The following is a 24865-nucleotide window of genomic DNA, read 5'->3' on the forward strand; positions in this document are numbered from 1 at the left end:
GTGGACACGCGCCGGTTGGCGGACAGTTTCCCGGCGATCGATTATTTCGAGGAGGCGCAGCTTCCGTTCATCGTGGGGATCAACGGCTGGGACGGTTCGTATCCGCACAGTGATGCGGAAGTGCGGGATGCGTTGACGTTGGCGGCGCACATTCCGCTGGTGCGGTTGGACGCGCGGTCGAAGGACTCGGTCAAGAGCGCGTTGATCAATCTGGTCGAGCACGCGTTGACCGTGCGGATGGCCGTGCCAGGCTGGAGCGGCTGACGGAGCGGCTAGGCTGAGTTCAGACCTACATTCGCTTCGAGGACTGGCCAACCACGTGTTCGAGACGCTTTCCGACCGGCTGACATCGGTCTTCTCCTCCCTCCGATCCAAGGGTCGGCTGTCCGACGCCGACATCGACGCCACCACCCGCGAGATCCGCATCGCGCTGCTCGAGGCCGACGTCGCGCTGCCTGTGGTGAAGGCATTCGTCGCCCAGGTCAAGGAGCGCGCCCGCGGCGCCGAGGTCTCTCAGGCACTCAACCCGGCGCAGCAGGTCGTCAAGATCGTCAATGACGAGCTGATCGAGATCCTCGGCGGCGAGACCCGCAGGCTCCGCTACGCGAAGACGCCGCCGACGGTGATCATGCTCGCCGGCCTCCAGGGCGCCGGAAAGACCACGCTGGCGGGCAAGCTCGCCCGCTGGCTGCGCGAGCAGGGCCACGTGCCCCTGCTGGTCGCCGCCGACCTCCAGCGGCCCAACGCCGTCCAGCAGCTCCAGGTCGTCGGCGAGCGGGCGCAGGTCGCCGTCTACGCCCCCGAGCCCGGCAGCGGCGTCGGCGACCCCGTCGACGTGGCCCGCCGCTCCATCGACGAGGCCCGGCGCCAGCAGCACGACATCGTCATCATCGACACGGCCGGCCGCCTCGGCATCGACCAGGAGATGATGAAGCAGGCCGCCGACATCCGCGCCGCGGTCACGCCCGACGAGGTCCTGTTCGTGGTCGACGCCATGATCGGCCAGGACGCGGTCACCACCGCCCAGGCGTTCATGGAGGGCGTCGGCTTCGACGGGGTCGTCCTCACCAAGCTCGACGGCGACGCCCGGGGTGGCGCCGCCCTCTCGGTCCGGCACATCACCGGCCGGCCGATCATGTTCGCCTCCACCGGCGAGAAGCTCGAGGACTTCGACGCCTTCCACCCCGACCGGATGGCGTCCCGCATCCTCGACATGGGTGACATCCTCACCCTGATCGAGCAGGCCCAGAAGACGTTCGACGAGGAGCAGGCCGCCAAGATGGCGGGCAAGCTCACCTCGGGCGAGAACTTCACCCTCGAGGACTTCCTCGAGCAGATGATGATGGTCCAGAAGATGGGCCCCATCAAGAACCTGCTCGGCATGATGCCCGGCATGGGCCAGATGCGCGACCAGCTCAACTCCATCGACGACCGCGACCTCGACCGCATCGCCGCCATCATCCGCTCGATGACCCCGGCCGAGCGCCAGGACCCGAAGATCATCAACGGCTCGCGGCGCGCCCGCATCGCCGCCGGCTCCGGTGTCACCGTCACGGCCGTCAGCAACCTCGTCACCCGCTTCTTCGAGGCCCAGAAGATGATGAAGCGCGTGGCCGGGGGCATGGGCCTGCCCGGCATGCCGGGCGGCAGGGGCAAGGCCGCCAAGGCGCAGAAGAAGGCCAAGAAGGGGCGCCGGGTCAGCGGTGACCCGCGCAAGGCCGCGCTCGGCAAGGGCCAGTCCGACGACGCGCCGCCGGCCGCTCCCAAGCCCGGCGGCCTGCTGGGCAACCTCGGCGCCGGCAAGCTGCCGCCGGGCATGGAGCTCCCGCCGGGCTTCGACCCCAGCAAGCTCAACCTGCCGCCGCGCCAGAAGTGACCTGCTGACGCCGTTCCCCGTGGTCGTCCCGGGGGACGGCGTCGCCGCGTCATCCCCGTCTGCCGGTGCGTCTCTCGGTGGCGCGCCTTTCGCTGGTGCGTCTCTTGGCGGCGCATCCTTCGGTGTCGCGCCTCCCAGTGTCGCGCCTCCTGGTGGCGGGGCGTGGCCTGCGCGCTGATCGTGGCGAGGGCTCGCGAACCGCGTCTTGCGTCGTCACCTGGCGCCCCTCGCCGCGCCCCGCCGTCACCTGTCGCCGACGCCTCCGCCCCCGCTGTCACCTGTCGCCGACGCCCCTGCCGTCTGGCGGCGCCCCCCGCCCCTGCCGTCACCTGGCGGCGATGCCCCGGCCGTCCCTCGACGGATCCCGCCCCGCCGACCCTCGGGGTGTCCCTGCCTCGCCGTCACTCAGGGTGTTCCCGACCGGCCGTCACTCAGGGCGTCCCCGGGCGCCCTTCCCGCAGGACATTCCCCCGGGAAGCCCCGAGAAGCCCGGGGGCGGCGCGAGGGCGGCGGCCGGGTGAGGCCGTGTGCGCGCGTCGCGTCGCTGGCAGTGTCTGGGATCTGGCAGAATGACATGTTGGAACACCGTGACCAGTCGGGTGCCCTCTCACCTCCCGACGGCCACGCCTGTCCCTGGAGCGAGCGTCCTGTCGTGCCCCACTCGGCGAGGCGTCGCTCACCCGCGCTCAAAAGCAGGAGAGACCACACCCGTGGCAGTCAAGATCAAGCTCAAGCGGCTCGGCATGATCCGCAACGCTCAGTACCGTATCGTCGTCGCCGACAGCCGCACCAAGCGTGACGGCCGGGCGATCGAGGAGATCGGCCTGTACCACCCGAAGGAGAACCCTTCGCGCATCGAGGTCGACGCCGAGCGCGCGGCCTACTGGCTCGGTGTCGGCGCGCAGCCGACCGGGCCGGTGCTGAAGCTGCTCAAGCTCACCGGTGACTGGCAGAAGTTCAAGGGCGAGGCCGCCCCGGCCCCGCTGAAGGTCGCCGAGCCGGCCGCCGACCGCCACGCCCTCTACGAGGCCGCGGCCAAGGAGGCCCTGTCCGGTGGCGACACCGGCACGGCCGCCACCACGCCGAAGAAGGCCAAGAAGAAGGACGACGCCGAGGCCGCCGCCGCCGAGACCCAGACCGAGGGCGAGGCCTGACGTGCTCGAGGAGGCTCTCGAGCACCTCGTGAAGGGCATCGTCGAACATCCTGACGATGTCCGGGTCCGCGCACGCCGCATCCGCAGCGGGCGCGTCCTGGAGGTCCGGGTGCACCCCGAGGACCTGGGCAAGGTCATCGGTCGCGGCGGGCGCACCGCCAAGGCGTTGCGCACCGTGGTGAACGCCCTGGCCGACGGGAAGTACGTGCGGGTCGATCTGCTCGACCTGGACGAAGCAGTCCGTTAGCGTCAGGAATTCGCGCCCTCATCGGTCTCGTTCCGATGAGGGCGCTCGCGTGAGAGAAGGCAGGTACACGTGCAGCTCGTCGTCGGCCGGATAGGCCGCCCGCACGGCATCCGTGGTGACGTGACCGTGGAGGTGCGCACCGACGATCCCGAGCTGCGCTTCGCCGTCGGCGCGTCGATCGCGACCGACCCTCCCGGCAGGGGGCCGCTCGTCGTCGAGGGCCGCCGCTGGCACAAGGACGTGCTGCTGGTCACGTTCGCCGGCGTCGCCGGCCGCGACGCGGCCGAGAGCCTGCGCGGCACCATGCTCGTCATCGACTCGGCCGAGGTGGAGCCGTCCGACGACCCCGACGAGTTCCACGACCACGAGCTGATCGGGCTCGCGGTGGTGACGACCTCCGGGGAGCCGGTCGGCGAGGTCACCGACGTCCTGCACCACGGCCAGGATCTCCTCGTCGTCGGCCGTCCGGGGCAGGACGACGCGCTCGTCCCGTTCGTCCGGGCGCTCGTGCCCGAGGTCGACGTCCCCGGCGGCCGGATCGTGGTGGACCCGCCCGAGGGGCTGCTGTCATGACCGCCGGACCGCACGGCGAGCGTACGGTCCCGGGCATGCGGCTCGACATCGTCTCGATCTTCCCCGAGTACTTCTCGCCGCTCGACGTCTCGCTCATCGGCAAGGCGCGCGAGCGCGGCACCCTCGACGTACGGGTCCACCAGCTGCGCGACTGGACGCACGACGTCCACAAGACCGTCGACGACACCCCGTACGGCGGCGGCCCCGGCATGGTCATGAAGCCCGAGGTGTGGGGCGAGGCCATCGACGCCGTCATCGCCGAGGGCGCGGCCGACGGCGATGACGAGGCTCCGGCGGCCCCGCGGATCATCGTGCCGACGCCCAGCGGACGGCCGTTCACCCAGGAGATCGCCCAGGAGCTGGCCGCCGAGCCGTGGCTGCTGTTCGCGTGCGGCCGTTACGAGGGCATCGACTCGCGGGTCATGCGCGAGTACGGCACGCGGATGCGCGTCGACGAGCTGAGCATCGGCGACTACGTGCTGGCCGGTGGCGAGGTCGCCGTGCTCGTCATGGTGGAGGCGATCGGCAGGCTGCTGCCCGGCGTGCTGGGCAACGTCCACTCGGCCGTCGACGACTCCTTCGCCCCCGGCGCCATGCGCAACCTGCTCGAAGGCCCCGTCTTCACCAAGCCGCCGGTGTGGCGCGGTCACGAGGTCCCGGAGGTGCTCCTGTCGGGCCACCACGGGAAGATCGCCCGGTGGCGCCGCGACGAGGCGCTCCGCCGTACCATCGCCAACCGGCCCGAGCTGGCGGCGGCGATCGACCCCGCGACGCTCGACAAGCACGACCGGAAGCTGCTGGAGGAGCTGGCGTTTCGCGTCGGGCCGGAAGATATGGCACACTGAAGCGTTGCCAACCGTCATGTGGTTGGTCTGCCATGCCCGGGAGAGGCTCCCGGGTTCATCACATCAGCAAGCGTGTCCGCCGCGAGCTCAGGCCGGGTGGACCTCCGCGTGCTCGCGAGACTTGAGGACAGCTCTCATGCACACGAAGATCCAGGAGCTCGAGAAGACGACCCTGCGTAGCGACGTACCGGACTTCCGTCCCGGTGACACGCTCGAGGTGCACGTGCGCGTCGTCGAAGGAAACCGCTCCCGTGTCCAGGTCTTCAAGGGCTTCGTGCTGCGCCGCCAGGGCAGCGGCGCCCGCGAGACCTTCACGGTCCGCAAGGTCAGCTACGGTGTCGGCGTCGAGCGCACCTTCCCGGTGCACAGCCCGATCATCGAGAAGATCGTGCTCGTGACCCGCGGTGACGTCCGCCGGGCGAAGCTTTACTACATGCGTGACCTTCGCGGCAAGGCCGCCCGCATCCGCGAGAAGCGTGAGGCGACCCCCGCCAAGTGACCCTTGGTTCAGCCCGTGGCCCGCGTTCTGCGCGGGCCATTTGGCTTTACCGGGGCGTTTCCTTTATACGGAGCGACTCGGGCGCGGGTGTAGCCTCGGTCGAGGCTTGTCGAGCCGGTGCATCATCTAGGCTCGTCAGCGATGACTAGCGAGAGCCAGGAGCACGGCGCGTCGCGCCGCCCTGTCGAGGACGAGGTGGACGTGGTCGCGGAAGAGACGCAGAAGCCAGCGAAAGACGACAAAAAGGACAAGAAAGGTTCCTTCTGGAAGGAACTGCCCGTCCTCGTCGTCGTGGCGCTGGTCCTGGCCCTGATCATCAAGACGTTCGTGGTCCAGGCCTTCTACATCCCGTCCGAGTCGATGGAGAACACCCTCCTCAAGAACGACCGGGTCCTGGTCAACAAGCTCGTCTACCACACGCGCGACATCGAGCGCGGCGACGTGGTGGTCTTCTCCGGCGTCGACTCCTGGGACGGCGAGTTCGAGATGGAGGAGCCGTCCAACCCGGTCGCCGCCTTCTTCCGCTGGGTCGGCACCGCCTTCGGCGTGGTGCCCGGCGAGAAGGACTACATCAAGCGGGTCATCGGCGTCGGCGGCGACCACGTCAAGTGCTGTGACGCCCAGAACCGCATCACGGTCAACGGCGTGGCGATCGACGAAGGCAGCTACCTGTATCCCGGCAACCTGCCCTCCGAACGCACATTCGACATCAAGGTGCCCGAGGGGCGCCTGTGGGTGATGGGCGACCACCGGAACGTCTCGCTGGACTCCCGGGCCCACACGGGCGACCCGGGCGGCGGCTCCATCCCCGTGGGTCAGGTCATCGGACGGGCGTTCGTCATCGTGTGGCCGTTCTCCCGCGCCGGCACGCTCGACATCCCCGCCACCTTCTCCCAGCCCGCCCTGCGGGCGCTGGGCGACCCCGTCCCGCTGGGCGACTCCGTTCCGCTGGCCGCCGGATTCGCGCTGGCCGTACCCCTGGTCCTGATCCGCCGGCGGTGGCTGCCCGGCGGCCCCCGGCTGCGTCGTCCGCGCCGCACGGACGGTGCCGAACACCCCTGGAGACGCTGATGGTCGGCATCAAGAAGCCGGACGCCGGGCGTGAGAAGCCCAAGAAGAAGGGCGGCGGCTTCCGGGAGACCGTCCTCCTGCTGATCCTCGGTGTCGGCATCGCCCTGGTGCTCCAGCAGTTCGTGATCGGGTCGTTCTACATCCCGTCCGGGTCGATGGAGAACACCCTGCTGATCAACGACCGCGTCTTCGTCAACAAGCTCGCCGGCAAGCCCGAGCGGGGCGACATCGTCGTCTTCAAGGGCTGGGACGCCGACGGCAACGAGGACACCATCAAGCGGGTCATCGGCGTCGGCGGCGACAAGGTGGCCTGCTGCGACTCCAAGAGGCGCGTCACGGTCAACGGCACGCCGCTGGACGAGGCGTCCTACCTCTACCCTGGCGACTACCCCTCCAAGAACAAGTTCGAGTACACGGTGCCGCAGGGCAAGCTCTGGCTGATGGGCGACCACCGCAGCAACTCGCGTGACTCGCGCGCCCACGTCGAGGAGCCGGGAGGCGGGTTCATCTCGGAGGACGCGGTCATCGGCAAGGCGGTGCTCCGCTACTGGCCGCTGAACCGCGGGCTGATCTTCACCAAGCCCGAGACCTTCGACAAGGTCAAGTAGGGCTGGGGTTTCGGTCGCGGTTCGCGGCCATTGGGGCGTACGCTGCCTCTTGTCATGACAGTTGCGTTCCGCCCCCGGCCCAGCGTCGTCCGGCGCGACTCCGGACTGTACGCCTACGAGAGGGCGCTCGCGCGCCGCGGCCTGACCCCGATCGCCGGGGCCGACGAGGCAGGCCGGGGAGCCTGCGCCGGACCGCTGGTCGTCGCCGCGGTCGTCCTGCGCAAACAGATCGACGGGCTCGGCGACTCCAAGCTGCTGTCGCCGGCCGTACGCGAACGGCTCTACGAGCGCATCGTCGAGGTCGCCCACGTGGGCGTGGTCGTCATCCCGCCCGCCGAGATCGACGCGCGCGGGCTGCACCGGAGCAACGTCTCCGGAATGCGGCGCGCCGTCGCGCGGTTGACCTGTGACCCGGAGTACATCCTGACCGACGGCTTCCCCGTTCCGGGGCTGCCGGCGCCGTCGCTGGCCGTGTGGAAGGGGGACCAGGTGGCCGCCTGCGTGGCGGCCGCGTCGATCGTGGCCAAGGTGACCAGAGACCGGATGATGGTGGAACTGGACGGCGAGTTCCCGGTGTACGGGTTCGCCGACCACAAGGGCTATGTCACGCCCGGCCACCGCAGGGCGCTGGAGACGCACGGCCCGTGCTCGCACCACCGATACTCGTTCGTCACGGTGGCCAGGGAGATGGGCGAGAATGAAATGGGGGCCGGGGTTGCCTGACAGGGCACGCCGGGGGACCGGTACGACAGGAGGACCGCGATGAGCGCAGAAGATCTCGAGAAGTACGAAACCGAGATGGAGCTGCAGCTTTACCGCGAATACCGCGATGTCGTCGGGTTGTTCACCTACGTCGTGGAGACGGAGCGGCGCTTCTACCTGACCAACTCAGTCGACCTCGACGTCCGCACGGCGGAGAACGGAGATGTCTTCTTCGATGTGAAGATGCAGGACGCGTGGGTGTGGGACATGTACCGGCCCGCGCGGTTCGTGAAGAACGTCCGCGTAGTCACGTTCAAGGACGTCAACGTCGAGGAACTCGCCAAGGCCGACCTGGAGATGCCGAAGGAGGGCTTCTCCCGCTGACCGCAGTACCGGCACGCGGCCCCTGCGGGATGGGGGAGGGGGCGGCGGGCCGGTGACTTGAGGGGCGTCCCGTGGGGCGCCCCTTTCGCGTTGTGGGGGGTGCGCGGAGGAGCTTGCCGCGTGGTGCGTCGCGCTGCTTCTCCGGTCGCGTCCGCCATCCCACCCCGTACGCCCGCACGGACCTTCCACCCCTTATGTCCGCACGCACGTCCCACCTCGTCCGCCCGCACACCACACCTCCTACTCCTGCACCGGCACCAGCCCCGTTCGCCCGAACGGACACCGCCCCTACGCCCGCAGGCCGCCGCACCCCCCTACGCCCGCAGGCCTCGCATCTCCTACGTCCGCCGGTATCGCCGCGCCCTCCACGCCCGCGGACATCGAGCCCACGACGCCCGCAGGACACCCCAGCACCTACGCCCGCCCGCACGGACACCTCAGCTCCTCCGCAGGACACCTCAGCTCCCTACGTCCGCATTGACTCCCCGCCCCCTACGCCCGCAGGACACCCCAGCTCTCTAAGCCCGCATGCATGGGTCTGGCAGGTGTGCAGTACCTACCGGCGCGTCCCGCGGGAAGCCCCGTTATCCACAACCGGCCACTCCCGAACCCCCTCATCCCCAGAACCCCGTTCGCCACTCAAGTCGGCCCTCCGCATCCACGAAAGTCGGTGCCCGGAGGTGCTGCCACATGGCCATGATGAACAAGCCCGGAACGCGAGAGCCCGGGAGCCAAGACCCCGGAAGACAGGGGCCCAGCGGGCGCGAGCCCGGAAAGCTCACCCAGCACGAACCCGCGGGACCCGAACCTACGACGCACAACCATGCACCGCACAGCCCTGCAACACACGACCCTGCGACGCGTGCCCTTGCGAGGCCTGGACCCGTGCCGCAGGGACCCGTGACGCAGGGCCCCGTGAGGCGTGGACGCGTGATCCAGGACGCCGTTACGCGGGGACCCGTGACACACCAACCCCTAACGCAGGGACCTGCGACACACGAACCCCTGACACGTGAACCCCGGACACACGAACCCGCGACACACCAGCCGGCGACTCGTCGGCCGGCAACTCGTGGGCTCGCAAGACAGCAGCTCGCCCGGCACGGCGAGCAACTCGCCGTCGACTACCTCACGTCCGAGGGAATGAAGATCCTTGACCGCAACTGGCGCTGCCGCCACGGCGAGATCGACATCATCGCCGAAGACGGCCCCGCCCTGGTGGTGGTCGAGGTGAAGACCCGATCGAGCCGCTCCCACGGCACCGCTCTGGAGTCCGTACGCCCGGCCAAGCTGAGCCGGCTGCGCATGCTGGCCGCCCAATGGCTGACCGGCCAGCCGCGCACGTTCCAGACGGTGCGGGTAGACGTGGTCGCGCTGGAGCGCTTCGCCGGCGACTATTCCCTTCGCCACGTCCGGGGGGCGATCTGAGTGGCAGTGGCAAGGACCCGCAGCGTGGCGCTCGTCGGTGTGACCGGCCGCAGCGTCGAGGTGGAGGCCGACGTGGGCAACGGTCTGGCCGGAATCCACCTGATCGGCCTGCCCGACACGGCGCTGAGCGAGGCCCGGGAGCGGGTCCGTTCCGCCATGGTCAACAGTCATTATCCGTGGCCGGACGCTCGCATCACGGTGAGCCTGTTCCCGGCCAGCCTTCCGAAGCGGGGCAGCCAGTTCGATCTGGCCATCGCCGTCGCGATCCTCGGTGCCGCGGGTGTGATACCGGCCGAGCGCATCGCCGAGCCGTTCTTCCTGGGTGAGCTCGGCCTCGACGGTCGGCTCAGGCCCGTACGTGGTGTGCTGCCCTCCGTTCTGGGCGCCGCGAAGCATGGCGAGGTCACCGTCGTGATCCCGGCGGCCAACGCGGCGGAGGCCGCCCTGGTGCCCGACGTCAGGATGATGCCGGTGTCCAACCTGCGACAGCTCGTGGAGTGGCTGCGCAAGGGCGACGACCCGCCGGAACCTCTTCCGTTCGACCTGACGAACGTGACGCCGCCCACGATCGCCCCGGCCATGGACCTGTCGGACGTGGTCGGCCAGCCCGTCGCCCGTCGGGCCCTGGAGGTCTGCGCGGCCGGAGGCCACAACCTTTGGATGCTCGGCCCGCCGGGCACAGGCAAGACACTGCTGGCCGAACGCCTGCCGACCCTTCTGCCGGACCTGGAGCTCGACCACGCGCTGGAGGTGACGGCCATCCATTCCGTCGCCGGTGTGCTACCGCCCAGCAGTCCCATGATCAACAGGCCGCCGTTCGTGAGCCCACACCACACGGCCACGTCGGCCGCGATCGTGGGCGGAGGCAGCACCATCGTGCGCCCGGGAGCCGTCTCCCTGGCCCACCGGGGGGTGCTGTTCATGGACGAGGCCCCGGAGTTCCCGCGCCATGTGCTCGACGCCCTGCGCCAGCCCCTGGAATCGGGCCAGGTGACGGTGTCCCGGTCGGCCGGGGCGGTCACCTTCCCGGCGCGGTTCATCCTGGTCATGGCCGCCAACCCTTGCCCCTGCGCCCAGCCCCAGGACAAGGGCGACAGTTGCACGTGCACCCCCACGGTCAGGCGCCGTTACCTAGGTCGCCTCTCCGGCCCGCTCATCGACCGGATCGACATGAAGGTCACCGTGGCGCGTTCGTCGCGGCGCGAGCTGATGGCCGACCGACAGTTCGTGGAGTCGAGCAAGACGGTGGCGGCCCGCGTCCTCGCCGCCCGAGAGTGCGCGGCCGAACGCCTGTCCGGCACCCCGTGGCGCACGAACGCCGAGATCCCGTCCTCAGCGTTGCACGCCGACTACCGCCCCAGTGACGAGGCGATGAAGCAGGTCTCGTCCTGCCTCGACTCCGGCACGCTCAGCGCCCGAGGCCTCGACCGCGTCGTCCGGGTCGCCTGGACCCTCGCCGACCTCGCCGGTAAACCCCGGCCGGGCTCAGACGAAACCGGCACGGCCCTGGCCCTCTGGATGGGACTGAACTCATGACCCACACCCCGAAGACCGCCCAGACCCCGAAGACAGCCCACGCCCCGACCGCCCAGACCCCGAAGACAGCCCACGCCCCGACCGCCCAGACCCCGAAGACAGCCCACGCCCCGACCGCCCAGGCCCTGATAGCCACCGCCTCGATGACCGCCCATGCCCCGATGGTCATCTATGCCACGAAGCGAGGAACGGAGAACCGGGAAGGGGAAGCGCAGAACAGAAGCTCACGAACAGAACAGAGGTCCACGAACAGAGAAGAACCGGACCGGAAGCCACACCCACGACCATGAACAGTGCTGAACTCATGGCCAGGGCCGCGCTCATGCGTGTCGCCGATGCGGGCGACGCGACGATGGGCCGCCTCGTGGCCCATTCCGGCGCGCCCGCGGCCGTCGAGGCGATCCGCGAACGAACGCTCCCCCCTGACTTCGTGACGCAGGAGGCGAAGCAACAGCGCCCCGCCAAGCTCGATCAGCGGCTGAGCACCTGGCACGTCCGCCTGGCGGCGGCGGACGCGGTGGCCGACCTGGCGACCGGTGAGCGGCTCGGAGCCCGGCTGATCGTGCCTGGCAGCCCGGAATGGCCCACGCAGCTCGACCAGCTAGGCGCCACTCGCCCGCTCGGCCTGTGGCTGCACGGCCCGGTCGACCTCCGGTTCTCGTGCCTGCGATCCGTGGCCGTCGTCGGAGCCCGGTCGGCTACCCCGTACGGGCTGCACGTGGCCGCGGAGTTCGGGCTCGGCCTCGGGGAGGACGGCTGGACCGTGGTCTCCGGCGGCGCCTACGGCGTGGACGGCGCGGCCCATCGAGGGGTGCTGGCGTCGGACACCCCGACGGTCGTGGTGTTGGCCTGCGGCGTTGACGTCTCCTACCCGCGCGGGCACCACGAGCTGTTCGCCGCTGCCCGAGAGCAGGGGGTCATCGTCAGCGAGTGCCCGCCTGGCGTGCACCCCACACGCGCCCGGTTCCTGATCCGCAACCGCCTCATCGCCGCGCTGTCCCGGGGCACCGTGGTCGTGGAGGCGGCGTTGCGCAGCGGGGCCCTCAACACCGCCGCCCACGCCCTTGTCCTGAACCGCCACCTCGCCGCCGTGCCAGGACCGATCACATCCATGATGTCCGCCGGATGCCATCGGCTTCTCCGCGAGCGTAAGGCGACCTGCGTCACCACACCTGAGGAGATGATCGAGCTGGTGGGCACGATCGGCGGTGACCTCGCACCGTGTGCCCGGGGCCCGGCGGTTCCTCGGGACGCCTTGAACGAGGTCACACGCAAGGTGCTGGACGCCGTCCCCTCCAGAGGCGGGACCGGACCGGCCTCCATCGCGCTGTCCGCCGGCGTGTCGCTGGACGCAACGCTGAGCGCCCTCGGCGGCCTGGCAGCCGCCGGTTACGTCGAACGCGTGGAGAAAGGCTGGCGCCTCCGCCGCCCGGCATCAGCCTCGTACCGCAAAACGGACGCCGTGCTCCCTGACCCGGTCGACTCCTCAGGCGCGGACGCCTTCATCGAGCCACCGGAGACAGGAGTGCTTGCTGGACTGCCTGATCGGTGAACTATCGCCCATACGTGACTGAAGGCCCTGCTGCCCGATGTGGTGGCAGTCTCGAGTCTCCCTCGACAGCCGCCGCCCATGCCGTCGGCGACCCCCAGGTCCAGGTGGAGCCCGGGCAGAGCGAGGACGACTGTCTCAGGCCGGCAGCGGTCCGCCGAAGATCTACGGGCGGCGGGCTCTCGCATTCGGGCGGGCGTAGGGCCCCTCACCCTGCCGGTGGTGACCGTCGCAGCGGCCCGTGGGGCAGCAGCTCGTCCGGCAGCGGCTTGTACGGCAACGGCGTGCGGTCGGTGCCAGGTACGCGGTCGATATCGGTGGTGGTGTTGACGGCCGGAACGTCCGGCTCTGTGGCTGTGTTGAGGGTCGGAACGTCCGGCTCTGTGGCTGTGTTGAGGGTCGGGACGTCCGGCTTGGTAGCGGTGTCGTGGGCTGGGGCGCTCGGTTTGGTGGTGGTGTTGAGGGTCGGGACGTCCGGCTCGGTAGCGGTGTCGTGGGCTGGGGCGCTTGATCCGATGGTGGTGTTGAGGATCGGGACATTCGGCTCGGTAGCGGTGTCGAGGGCTGGGGCGCTTGGTCCGGTGGTGGTGTTGAGGGTCGGAACGTCTGGTCCGGTGGAGCCTCCGTAGGTGGCGATCTTGTACTCGGTCGCCGTGAGGGAAAGGGTCAGCTCACGGATCCGGCGGCGGATGGTGTCGCGATGTTCTAGCAGCATGTCGAGCCGCTCGGGCACCGTGTCCTCCCCGGCGTCGACGAGCGAGATGTAATGCTGCAGGTCGCGCATCGGCATGCCGGACAGCCGCATCCTGGTGAGGAAGACCAGGCGCCGCACCGCTTCAGCGTCGTAGACGCGATGACCGTGGCTGTCGCGGGCCACCTCGACCAGCCCGGCCCGCTCGTAGTAACGCAGCGTGTGCGGCGAGATGTCGAGGAGGTCGGCGACTTCAGCGATCATCATCGGCTCGGGTACGTCGGCCGGGCCGGTGAGGCGGTGGATCGCCTCGACCGACAGCGGCTCATCGTCCCCGAGCGTTTCGAGCGCCCTGGTCATCAGATCGTCGGTGGCCATGACAGCCAGCCTAGATCGGCCGTACCGAGGCTGCGACGCCCTCGAAGTCGGCGCTGCGGGCGGTCTCGGCCCACCGTTCGACCTCGTCCAGCCCGCGGCGGTACACACCCGAGATGCGCTCGACCGCCTCGCGTCCGAGCGGCAGCCGCAGCGGCACCTCGTCACTGTGCGCGAGTGACACGATGATCTCGGCCGCCCGTGCCGGGTCACCCTCTTGAAGGCCGTCGGCCCCGGCCATGTCCGCGCGGACGGCGGCGAGCAGGTCACCGTAGGTCTCGGACGCCTCAGCGAACTCCAGGACATCGGCCCCGTTGAAGTCGGTCCGGAATCGGCTGGGTTCGACGATCATCACGCGGATCCCGAACGGCGCGACCTCCCCAGCCAGGGACTCCGACCAGCCTTCGAGGGCGAACTTCGACGCGGAGTAAGTCGACACGCCGGGGAACGACATCCGCCCGCCCTGGCTGCTCATCTGCACGATCGTCCCGGTGCGCCGCGCGCGCATCGCGGGCAGCGCCGCGCGGACGAGCGCGGCAGGGCCGAACAGGTGCAGGTCCATCAGCTCGCGCAGTTGCGTGTCGCTGACCTCCTCGACCGCTCCCACCACGGCCCGGCCCGCGTTGTTGACGAGGACGTCGAGCTGACCGAAACGGTCGAGGGTGTCGCGCACGAGGTCCGTGGCCGCGGCGATGTCGCGGACGTCGAACTTCGCGATCATGCAGGTGTCCGGGTACTTCGCCTCCAGGTCGGCCACGCTCTCGGGCCGGCGCACCGCCGCCACCACGTGATCACCCGCCGCGAGCGCCGACTCCGCCAATGCGCGCCCGAAACCGCGGGACGCGCCGGTGATGATCCAGGTCTGTGTCGTCATGGCGGCGACGCTACGGCTTTGAGCGCGCTCGAACGCAAACCGGCGCGACCATGAACGACGAAGAGCGACGACGGCACCTGTCACCCCCAGGATCGGAGCAGTATCCGTTGCATGGATGTATGGATGTTCGGCTGGATGTGCGGCAACGGCTATCAGGACCCCTGCATGCCGAGCTCCTAGCCGGAGGGCAGGCGAGCGACGGCCACGCGCCGACGAGGAAGACCAGGTGGCTCCCGGATTGACTGACATGAGTGCGCTCGAAGAGGCCTGGAGCGGCTCTCGGCATGGCTGATATCCGGCTTCTGAGGCGGAGCTTCTCTCCGCCCGCCGAGTGAGTAATGACTCATAGCGGGCAGCAGCGGGCGATGATGGGTACTAAGGCGAACCATGGGGCAGTTGTTGCCTGGGGGTGACATGAGTCAGGAAGCGAACATGGAGCAGGTGATCCATGGGTTCGACAGGTATCTGCGCCTTGAGCGAGACCTCTCTCCGCACACGGTCAGGGCCTACCTGTCGGACGTCGCTTCGCTGATGGCGCACATCGACGGCCGGCTGGAGCGGCTCGACATCGCCACGCTGCGGGAGTGGCTGGCCGGGCAGCACACGGAGGGGAAGGCACGCGCGACGCTCGCGCGGCGCACCGCATGTGCCCGCACGTTCACGGCCCACTGCCATCGCCGCGGCTGGCTGCCGGACGATCCGGGTCTGTTGCTGGGCAGCGCCAAGGCGCCACGCACCTTGCCCGCCGTACTCGACCAGGGCCAGGCGAGAGCCGCCCTCGACCTGCCCACGACCGGCGACCCCAAGGAGCTTCGAGACCAGGCGATCCTGGAGCTGCTGTACGCGACCGGCGTACGGGTGAGCGAGCTGTGCGCGCTGGACGTGGACGACGTCGACCGCGACCGCAACGTCATCCGCGTGCTCGGGAAGGGACGGAAGGAGCGTTCGGTGCCTTTCGGTGGTCCTGCTCTGCGGGCGCTGGATCGCTGGTGTGTACACGGCCGTCCCCTGTGGATCCGCCCGCACTCGGGCCCGGCGTTGTTCCTGGGGATACGAGGCGGCCGGATCGACCCCGGCACCGTGCGCCGAGCCGTACACGGGCGGTTGAGAACCGTTGAGGGCTCGCCCGACCTCAGCCCGCACGGCCTGAGGCACAGCGCGGCGACCCACCTGCTGGAGGGAGGCGCCGACCTGCGCAGCGTTCAGGAGTTGCTCGGGCACGCCTCGCTCAACACCACCCAGATCTACACCCACGTCTCGATCGACCGGCTGCGCGCGGCATATCGGCAGGCCCATCCCCGCGCCTGACCCCCTGGCCGTGCCGGCTCGCTCTGGAAAGCCGTGGCGCCGGCCCTGCTTTGGCTGGGGAGGCGTGTCGCCGATTCTGCTCGGATTGGGGAGGCGTGTCGCCGGTCCTGCTCGACGCCTTGGTTCTTGCCGCGCTGCTCTGCGCGGGCTTCTGCCCCCTCGGGCTCTCCTCTCGCGGTCGCACCCTTTCGTGATCTGCGCCTCCGCATCCGCTTCTGGGCTAGGGCTGTTGGACCGAGATATCTGGGGAGACCTGCAAACCGGAGGGGGCCTGTCCTTTGGCGCGCTGCACGTTGGGGCTGGGCATGCGCGTATGGGGTTTGAGGGCTTGGGTGAACCGGTGACGGATCGGGACGATCGGGGATGAGTCCGGCGGTGGCGGCCGGGATATCACCCAGCGGCGCGTTTCCCCAGGATGCGTCGCTCGCCAACCCCGGTTTTCCGCTGCCAGGAAGCGCGAGTCGGTGACGTGAGCAACAGCCGCCGCTCCCTGCGCAAGCGGGTCGCAGCGATAATCTTGCTTGCCGGATACGCGTCCTGGGTCTCCGGGCGAATCTTCGACGCGGCGTTCGCCGACTTGACCGTGTACTTCATGTCGCTCGCGACCAGCAACGACGTCTGGTCGATCATCTATCTGCCGCCGAAGCCGTCTGGTCCGGCGGGGACGCCGCTGTGGCTGCACGTGCCGTTCGCGGGGATGCCGCTCGTCATCGTGCTGGCGATCGTCTGGCAGTCCGTGCGTCGACTTCGACGCCGGTCCCGGCGAAGTTGAGGCCGCTGTGCCGGGTGGCGGAAGCGCCGTGCCGGGTGGTGGCACGAGTGAGAGGGGAGCGCTCGGCGGGGTGGTGCGTATTCGCGGCTATGCGGTCGGGGGGTTCGCTGTTGGCCAGGGGGCGGCGCGCTGAGAAGCCGGGTTCCCTCTCTCCTCCGGGCCGTTCCCTGGTGGGCGCGGATGCTTTCGGTGGGCGCCTCTTACCGTCCGAGACCTCGGCTTCGGCTTGACCCGGCGGGTGTGCGGCTTCCGGTGGCGCAGCAGTACGACCAGGAGGAGGCCGGCCAGGAGGGTGGCCGTGCCCAGGGCACCTGCGGCGGGTGCCGCGGCGGGGCCGTGGGGGAACCGTAGCGACCACACGCTGGATGCCGAGCTTGGCGTCCTGGGCGTCGCGCTTGGTGATGCGCATGGTGGAGGGCTTGGAGGGCTTGGAGGGCTCGTCAGCGCCGCGAGGAGAAGGCTTGGATGCTCAAGCGGGAGCGTCCATGTGTCGCTCGTTGGGTTGCCAGGTCTGACGGCGGCGTCGGCGTCGCTCCGCTCCACATTGAGGCCCTGCGCCGCAGCGAGGCTCGGCTTCGCGCTGAGGCCTTGCGCCGCATCCAGGCTCGGCTTCACGTTGAGGCCTCGCGTCACATCCAGGCTCCGGTCCACATTGAGGCCACGTGCCGAATCGTGGCTTCGTATCTCATCGTCGTCTCGTCCCGGGTCGTGGTCTCGTTCCACAGCGCGGTCCCGCACCTGCCTCGGAGCGCCGCCCGGGGCGATGCCGTGGCTTTGCAGCAGCAGGCCCCTGCCTGGGGTCCCATGGTGGCCTTGGGGGTGGGTGTGGTCGTCCGCCCAACCGTGCAGTACGGGTTCCGCGTTCGCCATGACTCCCGGGTTAGGTGCCGCCCGGCGGGAGCCCATTGTCGGCGTGGTGGGGTGCTGGGCTGCCTGGGCGCCGTACCCCGGGGGAACGATGCCGTGGGTCTCACGAACTGACGGCGGCTCAGGAAGTGCCGGCGGTGTCGTCGGGTGTGTGGTCGTCGTCCATGGGGACGCCGCTGGTGGAGATGCGGGAGCCATGGTGATGAGCGGGTCACTGGGCGTGCCCTCCGGTTCCACGCCCAGTGACGCGAGCGACTCTCCGCTGGGCACGGAAGGTGGGCCGTACAGCGGTCCCGGTTCGGGTTCCGGGGTCCAGAACGGGAGCAGGCGGATGCGGGCCCGTCCCAGCAGGAGAAGGGGATCCAGGTAGCGAGGCGGTCGCAGGAGGCCCCAGTGCAGACACGACCCCTCGCAGTGGCCTGTCGGCTCCTCCAGCGTTCCCAGCCGGTCTCCTGGCGAGACGCGCTGGCCGCGCCGCACCGAGAGGGCGACCGGGAGGTACGTGGTGCGCAGGCCGCCGGGATGCTCGATGGACACCACGCCCCGGCCCGCGAGCCGGCCGGCGTAACGCACGGTGCCGGCGCCGGCGGCGAGGACCGGCGTCCCGGGCGGAGCGGCGAGGTCGATGCCGCGATGCCCGGCCAGCCAGCGTTCGAGGGGCGGGGCGAACGGGCGCGCGATCCTCACCCGGCCCTCCACGGGCCAGCGCCACACGGCGGGGTCCGCCGTCGCGGGCGACGCCGGCAGCAGCGGGACGAGGACCACGACGGTGAGCAGGATCAGCGTCAGGGGCGCCCGACAGCGGATCCGGCGGGACGTGCGTAGGGGGAGGCGGGGCGTCGGCATGCCGGGGAGTCTGGCCGGGACGCGGTCTCGTCCGGGCAGGCGAACGCGGTTCTGTGGACGGGTGAGCGTTGTCCACAGACGAAGCGGTCAAGTGGGGTCCTGTTCAGGGAAAAGGTCGAAGCGGGTCCCGTTCAGGGAAGTCGTTCGGGTGAGGGCGACTCGTGACGTGTGGCGCGGCGCGGGCGCAGGGGAGAGGCCCAGATCCACAGGGTGCTGAACGCGATGCCCGCGGCCGAGAGGAGGATCACGGTGCGAAGGCCGACCCACTCCGCCAGGAGGCCGCCCGCCAGGCCGCCGAGCGCCATGACCCCCTGCGCCGCGAAGGTCATCGTGGAGTTGACGCGGCCCCGCAGCTCGGGCGCGGTCTCCCGGAGCGTGAGGGCGCCCATGCAGGTGGAGAACGCGACCACGATGCCGCCGGTGACCGTCCCCGTCACGGCGAGCACTCCCACCTTCCACCAGAGCGGGCCGTCCAGCAGGCCGACGACCAGGATCTCCAGCGGGAAGAACAGCACGGACACCAGCAGCACGCGGTTCTCGCCGAAGCGGCCGGCGGCGCGGGTCGTGACCCAGGCGCCGAGCAGGCCTCCGAGACCGCTGCACGCGATCAGGACCCCGATGAGCCCCTTGGGGATGCCCAGGGTGTTGACCATGTACAGCATGTGCACCGCGACGTACGTCATCGCGAAGAAGTTGATCGTGACACCGGCGCCGAGCAGCGCGCGCAGCACCGGGTTGGTGGCGCTGACACGGAGCCCTTCGACCACGTCGTGCCACATTCCCCGTGACCGGGCGGGTTCGTGGCGGTCCGGGGTGCGGATGGAGCGCAGCAGCAGCGCGGACGTCAGGAACGACACGGCCTCGGCCAGTACGGCGAGCGGGGCCGTGAGGAACTGCACGAGCAGGCCCGCGAGGCCGGGCCCGGCGACCGTGGCGACGGAGTAGGACGCCTGCAGCCCGGCCATCGCCTCGGTGCGCTGGTCGGGGGGGACGATGACGGCCAGGTGGGGGAAGTTCACGGCTCTGAACATCACCGCGGCCGTGCCCACGACGAGCGCGACGGTGATCAGCCACGGCATGTTCAGCACCCCCAGCAACCAGGCCAGCGGAATGGTCGCCGCCGCCAGGGCGGACACCACCTCGCAGGCGATCATGGCCGGCCGGTGCCGGGTGAGCCGGTCGGCGATCGCGCCGGACTGGAGGCCGAACACCAGGGCGGGCACCGAGGCGGCGGCGGCGAGGAGTCCCATCTCGGCGGGCGAGGCCGTGAGGAGTGTGACCGCCGTGAGGGGGATGGCCAGCTTCGACACTTCCGAGCCGGTGATCGAGACGGTCCGGGCGCACCACAGCAAGCGGTAGTCGCGCTGCCTCCGGAGGGGCGTCCCGGCGGGCGAGGTGTGAAGGGAACGCTTCATAGAATGTGAAAGTAATCCTTCAGAGTTGTGAAGGCAATGCTTCACGTCTCGATCCGGGTACCTTGGGCGCATGACGCGGGAGAAGGAGAGCCTCAGCGACCCGAAGGCGATGCGGGCTCTGGCCCACCCCGCGCGGCTGGCGATCCTCAGCCGGCTCGGCGCCGGGGGCAGCGTCACGGCCACCGACGTCGCCGAGGGGGCGGGCATCACGCCGAGCGCGGCGAGCTACCACCTGCGCATGCTGGCGAAGTACGGGTTCGTCGAGGACGCTCCGCCTCGCGGGGACGGCAGGGAACGCCTGTGGAAGGCGGCGGACAAGACCTTCGCCGTCGGGCGGCTCCCCGACGACCAGCCCGAGGTGCGAGAGGCCAAGGACCTGCTCATCCAGGCGTTCCGCAGGGAAGCGGACGAGGAGGCGCGGCGGGCGCTGGCCCACTACGACCAGGAGCCCGTGGAGTGGCGCGAGGCCACCCACTTCGGCCGGACCATCCTCCGGGTCGACGCCGCGGAGCTGGCCCTGCTCGCCCAGGAGATCGAGAAACTCCTGCAGCCGTACATGGCCCGCCACCGGTCGCCCGACGCCGCCCCGCCCGGGGCCCGGGTCGCGGAGGCGCAGGTCAACCTCTTCCCCCATGTGCGCAGGCCCGCGCCGGGCCTGCCCACGGAGGACCACGGCGCGGGATGACCCGAGGCGCGGCGGTTGGCCGTGAGCGGTCAGGCCGGGGTGGCGTCCAAGGTAGACTTTCCGGTGGCCTGTCACCACAGGCCGACTTCGCATGCCCCGTCACGGATCGCACCATCGGTCCGGGCCCAGGCCCGGCTGGCGCGGTTCGGGGCATCAGGGCGGTGGCCGTTCGGCTGCCGCGTCACAACCGAGAACCGCGCCTGCCCGCGGGCGCCCTTACCTGGAGGACCAGCAGATGGCCCCCGTCGTCACCATGCGACAGCTGCTCGAAAGCGGCGTTCACTTCGGTCACCAGACTCGCCGCTGGAACCCGAAGATGAAGCGCTTCATCTTCACCGAGCGCAACGGCATCTACATCATCGACCTGCAGAAGTCGCTGTCCTACATCGACCGCGCGTACGACTTCGTCAAGGAGACCGTCGCCCACGGCGGCACGATCCTGTTCATCGGCACGAAGAAGCAGGCTCAGGAGGCCATCTCCGAGCAGGCCGCGCGCGTCGGCATGCCGTACGTCAACCAGCGCTGGCTGGGTGGCATGCTCACCAACTTCTCCACCGTGCACAAGAGGCTCCAGCGCCTGAAGGAGCTGGAGGAGCTCGACTTCGACAACGTCGCGGGCTCGGGGCTCACCAAGAAGGAGCTCCTCATGCGCCGCCGTGAGAAGGACAAGCTGGAGCGCACGCTCGGCGGTATCCGCGACATGGGCCGCGTGCCCAGCGCCGTGTGGGTCGTCGACACCAAGAAGGAGCACATCGCGATCAGCGAGGCCAAGAAGCTTGGCATCCCGGTCGTCGCGATCCTCGACACCAACTGCGACCCCGACGAGGTCGACTACCCGATCCCCGGCAACGACGACGCGATCCGCGCCGTCGGCCTGCTGACCCGGGTGGTCGCCGACGGTGTCGCCGCCGGTCTGATGGCCCGCTCCGGCGCCGCCCGCGGTGACGAGAAGCCCGCCGCCGCCGAGCCGCTGGCCGAGTGGGAGCGCGAGCTCATCGAGCAGGGCTCGGGCGAGACCGCCGCCGAGGCCGCTCCCGCCGAGGCCGCTCCGGCTGAGGCCGCTGCCGCTGAGGCTCCCGCCGAGACCGAGGCCGAGGCCGAGGCCGAGGCCGACGCCGCTCCCGCGGACGCCGCTCCGGCCGAGGCCACCGAGGCCGAGGCCGGCACCGAGCAGCCGCAGGCCTGACCGACCGGGTCACGCCTGGCCCGCACCCCGGCCGCCTGTACGGGGCGGACGGGGTGAGGGGCCAGGGGCGGCGCCGCCGGTGAGCGCGTGTTCGGAGCGGTACGCGGGAGGAGCAACGCCTCCCGCGTCCCCAGGAGACGACCCGATCGAGGCGACCGAGACGAGGCGACCGAGGCGATGCGCCAGGGTGACGGAGAGTCGCTCCGGACGGCGTCCGGACGGCACGTCCCGGGCGACGGGAAGTCGAACGGGCCGCGTGTCCCGGACGAGAGGGAGCCGCACGGGTGGCATGTCCCGGACGACGGGGAGCCGCTCGGGTGGCGTTTCTCCGGCGACGTTCCGGCGTCGCCGCCGGAACTCCGGACCGAGGGCCTCGCCGCGCGGGGCGCCGGCACCGAGGACGCTGTCACCGGGAAGGCCGCCGTCAGTCGGCCGGCACCGAGGAGGCCGTCACCGGGAGGGCCGCCGCCGGCTGGCCCTCACCGAGGACGCCTCAGGTGGGCACCCGCCGACGTCTCCCGGGACCGACCCCGGTCCCAGGCGGCGCCCGCGGAACGGCCCAACCGGTCCCGGGGCAGCCTCTGGGGATCGGTCGGACCTGCCCCGGGCAGCTCCTGCGGATCGGTCGGACCTGTCCCGGGCAGCCCCTGCGGAACGGTCGGACCGGTTCCCGGCGAACGTCAGCCGGGACCGGCCGGATCGGCCTCCAGGGGCGCCTGCCGGACAGCCGGACCGGATCGCCCGGCAGGGCGCTTCGGAGCGGCGGGCCAGGCGGGATGGACACGGCAGGCGGCAGGGCCGAACAGGCCCGCCGCTCCGCACAAGGTCGCTCCGCACAAGGTCACTCCGCGCAAGGCCGCTCGGTACAAGGTCACAAGGTCGCTCGGCACAGGACCGCCCCGCACAAGACCGCTCCACACAAGGTCGCGAAACCGGGCCCGCCGCCCGGGTTAGCGGCCACCTGCTCGGGTTAGACACCGAGCAAGGCCAAGCTTCCGTACGGCACGCGCCGGCCGTACCACCCCAGGGTGGGAGCCGGACCCGGCGCCCATCCGATCCACGACGAAATCCCACGAGGAAAAAGCAATGGCTTCCGTGAACATGGCCGACGTCAAGCGGCTTCGCGAGATCACCGCTGCCGGCATGATGGACTGCAAGAAGGCGCTCGAGGAGGCCGAGGGCGACTTCGACCGCGCCATCGAGCTGCTGCGCCTGAAGGGCGCCAAGGACGTCGGCAAGCGCGAGGCGCGCACCGCCTCCAACGGCCTGGTCGCCCTCAAGCAGGACGGCGACTCCGCCGCCGCGCTGCTCGAGCTGAACTGCGAGACCGACTTCGTCGCCAAGGGCGAGCGCTTCCAGGAGCTGGCCTCCCAGGTCGTCGACCACGTCCTGGCCACCAAGCCGGCCGACGTCGCGGCTCTGCTGGAGTCGTCCTTCGACGGCAAGACCGTCAAGGAGCACCTCGACGTCGCCAACGCCGCGCTGGGCGAGAAGATCGAGATCCGCCGCTTCGCGGTCCTGGAGGGCGGCTACATCGGCGCCTACATGCACCGCACCGACCCGGCGCTGCCGCCGGCCGTCGGCGTGCTCGTGCAGCTCGACAAGCCGAACGCCGACGTCGCCAAGGACATCGCGCAGCACGCCGCCGCGATGGCCCCGCAGTACCTGAGCGCCGCCACCGTCCCGGCCGAGGTCGTCGAGAAGGAGCGCAAGCTCTTCGAGGAGATGACCCGCGAGGAGGGCAAGCCCGAGGCCGCCATCGGCAAGATCGTCGAGGGTCGCGTGAACGGCTGGTACAAGGACTTCACGCTGCTCCAGCAGGCGTTCGTCAAGGACAACAAGAAGAGCATCGGCAAGTACGCCGAGGAGAACGGCGTCGAGGTGCTCTCGTTCGTCCGTTTCAAGGTCGGTCAGGCTTAGGCTTGAGCGAACCTTCAGCCCACCGAACCGCCTAAGAAGGAGGCCGCCGCCGTGCAGGACAATCAGGAGCCAGCCACGTCGGCGGCTTCCTCGCATCCCGGTCCGTCCCAGAGCCCGCTGCGCTGGAAGCGGGTGATGCTGAAGCTGTCCGGAGAGGCGTTCGCCGGCGGCGACCCGCTGGGGATCGACCCGCTGGTGGTCGACCACCTGGCCGACTCGATCGCCGAGGCCGTGCGCGAGGGCGTGCAGGTCGCGGTGGTGGTCGGCGGTGGCAACATGTTCCGCGGGGCCGCCCTGTCGGAGCAGGGCATCGACCGGGCCCGCGCCGACTACATGGGCATGCTGGGCACGGTCATCAACTGCCTGGCGCTGCAGGACTTCCTGGAGCGCCGCGGCGTCGAGACGCGGGTCCAGACGGCCATCACCATGCAGCAGGTGGCCGAGCCGTTCCTGCCTCGCCGGGCGATCAGGCACCTGGAGAAGGGCCGCGTGGTGATCTTCGGGGCGGGGCTGGGCTCGCCGTTCTTCTCCACCGACACCGCCGCGTCCCAGCGCGCCCTCGAGATCGGCGCCGAGGCGCTGCTCAAGGGCACCCAGGTCGACGGCGTCTACGACTCCGACCCGCGCAAGAATCCCGACGCGGTGCGGTTCGACCACCTCGACTACGGCGAGGTGCTGATCCGCGACCTGCAGGTCATGGACGCGACCGCGATCAGCCTGTGCAAGGACAACGACCTGCCGATCGTGGTCTTCGATCTCATGGGTGAGGGCAACATCCTGCGAGCGGTCCGCGGTGAGAAAATCGGCACGCTGGTGAGTCCCGCAGGCAAGTGAGCGAGCGAGCCCGATCCGCCAGCTAGAAGACAGGGAGCCGCTGTGATCGACGAAACCCTCCTCGAAGCCGAGGAAAAGATGGACAAGGCCGTGTCGGTCGCGAAGGAGGACTTCGCGGGCATCCGCACGGGACGTGTCACCCCCTCGATGTTCAACAAGATCAGTGCCGAGTATTACGGCTCGCCCACCCCGATCCAGCAGTTGGCCTCGTTCCACGTGCCCGAGGCCCGCATGGTCATCATCCAGCCCTACGACAAGGGCTCGATGGCCGCGATCGAGAAGGCGATCCGCGACTCCGACCTCGGTGTCAACCCCGGTAACGACGGCCAGGTGATCCGTGTGACGTTCCCCGAGCTGTCGGAGGAGCGCCGCAAGGAGTACATCAAGGTGGCCCGTAACAAGGGCGAGCACGCCAAGGTGTCGGTGCGCAACATCCGCCGCTCCGCCAAGGAGATCCTCGACAAGATGATCAAGGACGGCGAGGCGGGCGAGGACGAGGTCCGGCGCGCCGAGAAGGAGCTGGACGACCTGACGCAGAAGCACGTCGCCAAGATCGACGAGCTGCTCAAGCACAAGGAAGCCGAGCTGCTCGAGGTCTGAGCGGCGACCGCCGCACGGCC

The 24865-nt window shown here is 70.1% G+C and carries 24 protein-coding genes and 1 pseudogene; 21 read left to right on the forward strand and 4 right to left on the reverse strand.

The features are described 5' to 3' along the window. The 14 genes and pseudogenes from AB0H81_RS26265 to dprA form a co-directional block, all read left to right on the forward strand. Positions 1 to 264: pseudogene (locus tag AB0H81_RS26265) on the forward strand (ATP-binding protein); the annotation flags it as partial. Positions 265 to 319: 55 nt separating this feature from the next. Beyond that, entirely contained in the window at positions 320 to 1876 is a 1557-nt protein-coding gene (ffh, locus tag AB0H81_RS26270) for a signal recognition particle protein (RefSeq protein WP_358379717.1), read from the forward strand. Between the two features lie 710 nt (positions 1877 to 2586). Further along, positions 2587 to 3030, forward strand: a complete 444-nt coding sequence (rpsP, locus tag AB0H81_RS26275; RefSeq protein WP_358379720.1) for a 30S ribosomal protein S16 — start codon at positions 2587 to 2589, stop codon at positions 3028 to 3030. A 1-nt stretch (position 3031) separates the two neighbouring features. Continuing rightward, positions 3032 to 3277, forward strand: a complete 246-nt coding sequence (locus tag AB0H81_RS26280) for an RNA-binding protein (protein ID WP_020546537.1) — start codon at positions 3032 to 3034, stop codon at positions 3275 to 3277. Between the two features lie 69 nt (positions 3278 to 3346). Next, positions 3347 to 3850, forward strand: coding sequence for a ribosome maturation factor RimM (gene rimM / locus AB0H81_RS26285; RefSeq protein WP_358379722.1), 504 nt, complete (start codon positions 3347 to 3349; stop codon positions 3848 to 3850). 35 nt (positions 3851 to 3885) lie between these two features. After that, positions 3886 to 4695, forward strand: a complete 810-nt coding sequence (gene trmD, locus AB0H81_RS26290) for a tRNA (guanosine(37)-N1)-methyltransferase TrmD (protein WP_358379802.1) — start codon at positions 3886 to 3888, stop codon at positions 4693 to 4695. 136 nt (positions 4696 to 4831) lie between these two features. Further along, positions 4832 to 5194, forward strand: coding sequence for a 50S ribosomal protein L19 (rplS, locus tag AB0H81_RS26295; protein WP_358379725.1), 363 nt, complete (start codon positions 4832 to 4834; stop codon positions 5192 to 5194). Between the two features lie 141 nt (positions 5195 to 5335). Continuing rightward, the gene (gene lepB / locus AB0H81_RS26300) at positions 5336 to 6265 is read left to right on the forward strand and encodes a signal peptidase I (RefSeq protein ID WP_358379728.1); all 930 of its coding nucleotides are present in this window, start codon (positions 5336 to 5338) and stop codon (positions 6263 to 6265) included. Beyond that, positions 6265 to 6873: a signal peptidase I gene (gene lepB / locus AB0H81_RS26305; protein ID WP_358379732.1), complete on the forward strand. Its 609-nt coding sequence runs from the start codon at positions 6265 to 6267 to the stop codon at positions 6871 to 6873. Before lepB (AB0H81_RS26300) ends, lepB (AB0H81_RS26305) begins: the two co-directional genes overlap by 1 nt. A gap of 54 nt (positions 6874 to 6927) precedes the next feature. Continuing rightward, positions 6928 to 7596 (forward strand): ribonuclease HII, encoded by a 669-nt coding sequence (locus AB0H81_RS26310; RefSeq protein ID WP_358379735.1) that lies wholly within the window; start codon positions 6928 to 6930, stop codon positions 7594 to 7596. 39 nt (positions 7597 to 7635) lie between these two features. Then, on the forward strand, positions 7636 to 7959 hold the full coding sequence (locus tag AB0H81_RS26315; protein ID WP_355354054.1) for a DUF2469 domain-containing protein: 324 nt from the start codon (positions 7636 to 7638) through the stop codon (positions 7957 to 7959). Between the two features lie 699 nt (positions 7960 to 8658). Next, positions 8659 to 9387 carry a YraN family protein gene (locus AB0H81_RS26320; protein WP_358379804.1) on the forward strand — a complete coding sequence of 243 codons (729 nt, stop codon included), beginning with the start codon at positions 8659 to 8661 and terminating at the stop codon, positions 9385 to 9387. Next, positions 9388 to 10923: a YifB family Mg chelatase-like AAA ATPase gene (locus tag AB0H81_RS26325; RefSeq protein ID WP_358379738.1), complete on the forward strand. Its 1536-nt coding sequence runs from the start codon at positions 9388 to 9390 to the stop codon at positions 10921 to 10923. Positions 10924 to 11209: 286 nt separating this feature from the next. Continuing rightward, a complete protein-coding gene (gene dprA / locus AB0H81_RS26330) occupies positions 11210 to 12475 on the forward strand; it encodes a DNA-processing protein DprA (protein WP_358379741.1) in 1266 nt (421 codons plus the stop codon). A 205-nt stretch (positions 12476 to 12680) separates the two neighbouring features. Here dprA and AB0H81_RS26335 read toward each other — a convergent pair whose 3' ends face one another. Together AB0H81_RS26335 and AB0H81_RS26340 are read right to left on the reverse strand one after the other, a co-directional pair. Then, the gene (locus AB0H81_RS26335; protein WP_358379744.1) at positions 12681 to 13541 is read right to left on the reverse strand and encodes a MerR family transcriptional regulator; all 861 of its coding nucleotides are present in this window, start codon (positions 13539 to 13541) and stop codon (positions 12681 to 12683) included. A 10-nt stretch (positions 13542 to 13551) separates the two neighbouring features. Continuing rightward, positions 13552 to 14412, reverse strand: coding sequence for an SDR family NAD(P)-dependent oxidoreductase (locus AB0H81_RS26340; protein WP_358379748.1), 861 nt, complete (start codon positions 14410 to 14412; stop codon positions 13552 to 13554). A gap of 432 nt (positions 14413 to 14844) precedes the next feature. On the opposite strand from AB0H81_RS26340, the gene AB0H81_RS26345 reads away from it, so the two are divergent. Both AB0H81_RS26345 and AB0H81_RS26350 read left to right on the forward strand, forming a co-directional pair. After that, positions 14845 to 15720, forward strand: a complete 876-nt coding sequence (locus AB0H81_RS26345; protein WP_358379751.1) for a tyrosine recombinase XerC — start codon at positions 14845 to 14847, stop codon at positions 15718 to 15720. A 469-nt stretch (positions 15721 to 16189) separates the two neighbouring features. Next, the gene (locus AB0H81_RS26350; protein ID WP_358379754.1) at positions 16190 to 16492 is read left to right on the forward strand and encodes a hypothetical protein; all 303 of its coding nucleotides are present in this window, start codon (positions 16190 to 16192) and stop codon (positions 16490 to 16492) included. Between the two features lie 87 nt (positions 16493 to 16579). On the opposite strand, the gene AB0H81_RS26355 is transcribed toward AB0H81_RS26350, so the two are convergent. Both AB0H81_RS26355 and AB0H81_RS26360 read right to left on the reverse strand, forming a co-directional pair. After that, entirely contained in the window at positions 16580 to 18205 is a 1626-nt protein-coding gene (locus AB0H81_RS26355) for a M23 family metallopeptidase (protein WP_358379757.1), read from the reverse strand. A 131-nt stretch (positions 18206 to 18336) separates the two neighbouring features. Further along, entirely contained in the window at positions 18337 to 19620 is a 1284-nt protein-coding gene (locus AB0H81_RS26360) for an MFS transporter (protein ID WP_358379760.1), read from the reverse strand. Positions 19621 to 19690: 70 nt separating this feature from the next. Between AB0H81_RS26360 and AB0H81_RS26365 the strand changes: the two genes are divergently transcribed. From AB0H81_RS26365 to frr, 5 genes are all read left to right on the forward strand, one after another. Then, the gene (locus tag AB0H81_RS26365) at positions 19691 to 20305 is read left to right on the forward strand and encodes a winged helix-turn-helix domain-containing protein (protein WP_358379763.1); all 615 of its coding nucleotides are present in this window, start codon (positions 19691 to 19693) and stop codon (positions 20303 to 20305) included. A gap of 235 nt (positions 20306 to 20540) precedes the next feature. Further along, on the forward strand, positions 20541 to 21491 hold the full coding sequence (gene rpsB, locus AB0H81_RS26370) for a 30S ribosomal protein S2 (RefSeq protein ID WP_358379765.1): 951 nt from the start codon (positions 20541 to 20543) through the stop codon (positions 21489 to 21491). Between the two features lie 1086 nt (positions 21492 to 22577). After that, the gene (tsf, locus tag AB0H81_RS26375; RefSeq protein ID WP_358379767.1) at positions 22578 to 23411 is read left to right on the forward strand and encodes a translation elongation factor Ts; all 834 of its coding nucleotides are present in this window, start codon (positions 22578 to 22580) and stop codon (positions 23409 to 23411) included. Between the two features lie 51 nt (positions 23412 to 23462). Beyond that, positions 23463 to 24245, forward strand: a complete 783-nt coding sequence (pyrH, locus tag AB0H81_RS26380) for a UMP kinase (protein ID WP_358379770.1) — start codon at positions 23463 to 23465, stop codon at positions 24243 to 24245. Positions 24246 to 24287: 42 nt separating this feature from the next. Continuing rightward, positions 24288 to 24845 carry a ribosome recycling factor gene (frr, locus tag AB0H81_RS26385; protein ID WP_358379773.1) on the forward strand — a complete coding sequence of 186 codons (558 nt, stop codon included), beginning with the start codon at positions 24288 to 24290 and terminating at the stop codon, positions 24843 to 24845. Positions 24846 to 24865 lie beyond the last annotated feature (20 nt).

Origin of the sequence: Nonomuraea sp. NPDC050691, from assembly GCF_040654455.1 — a bacterium.
GTDB lineage: Bacteria > Actinomycetota > Actinomycetes > Streptosporangiales > Streptosporangiaceae > Nonomuraea.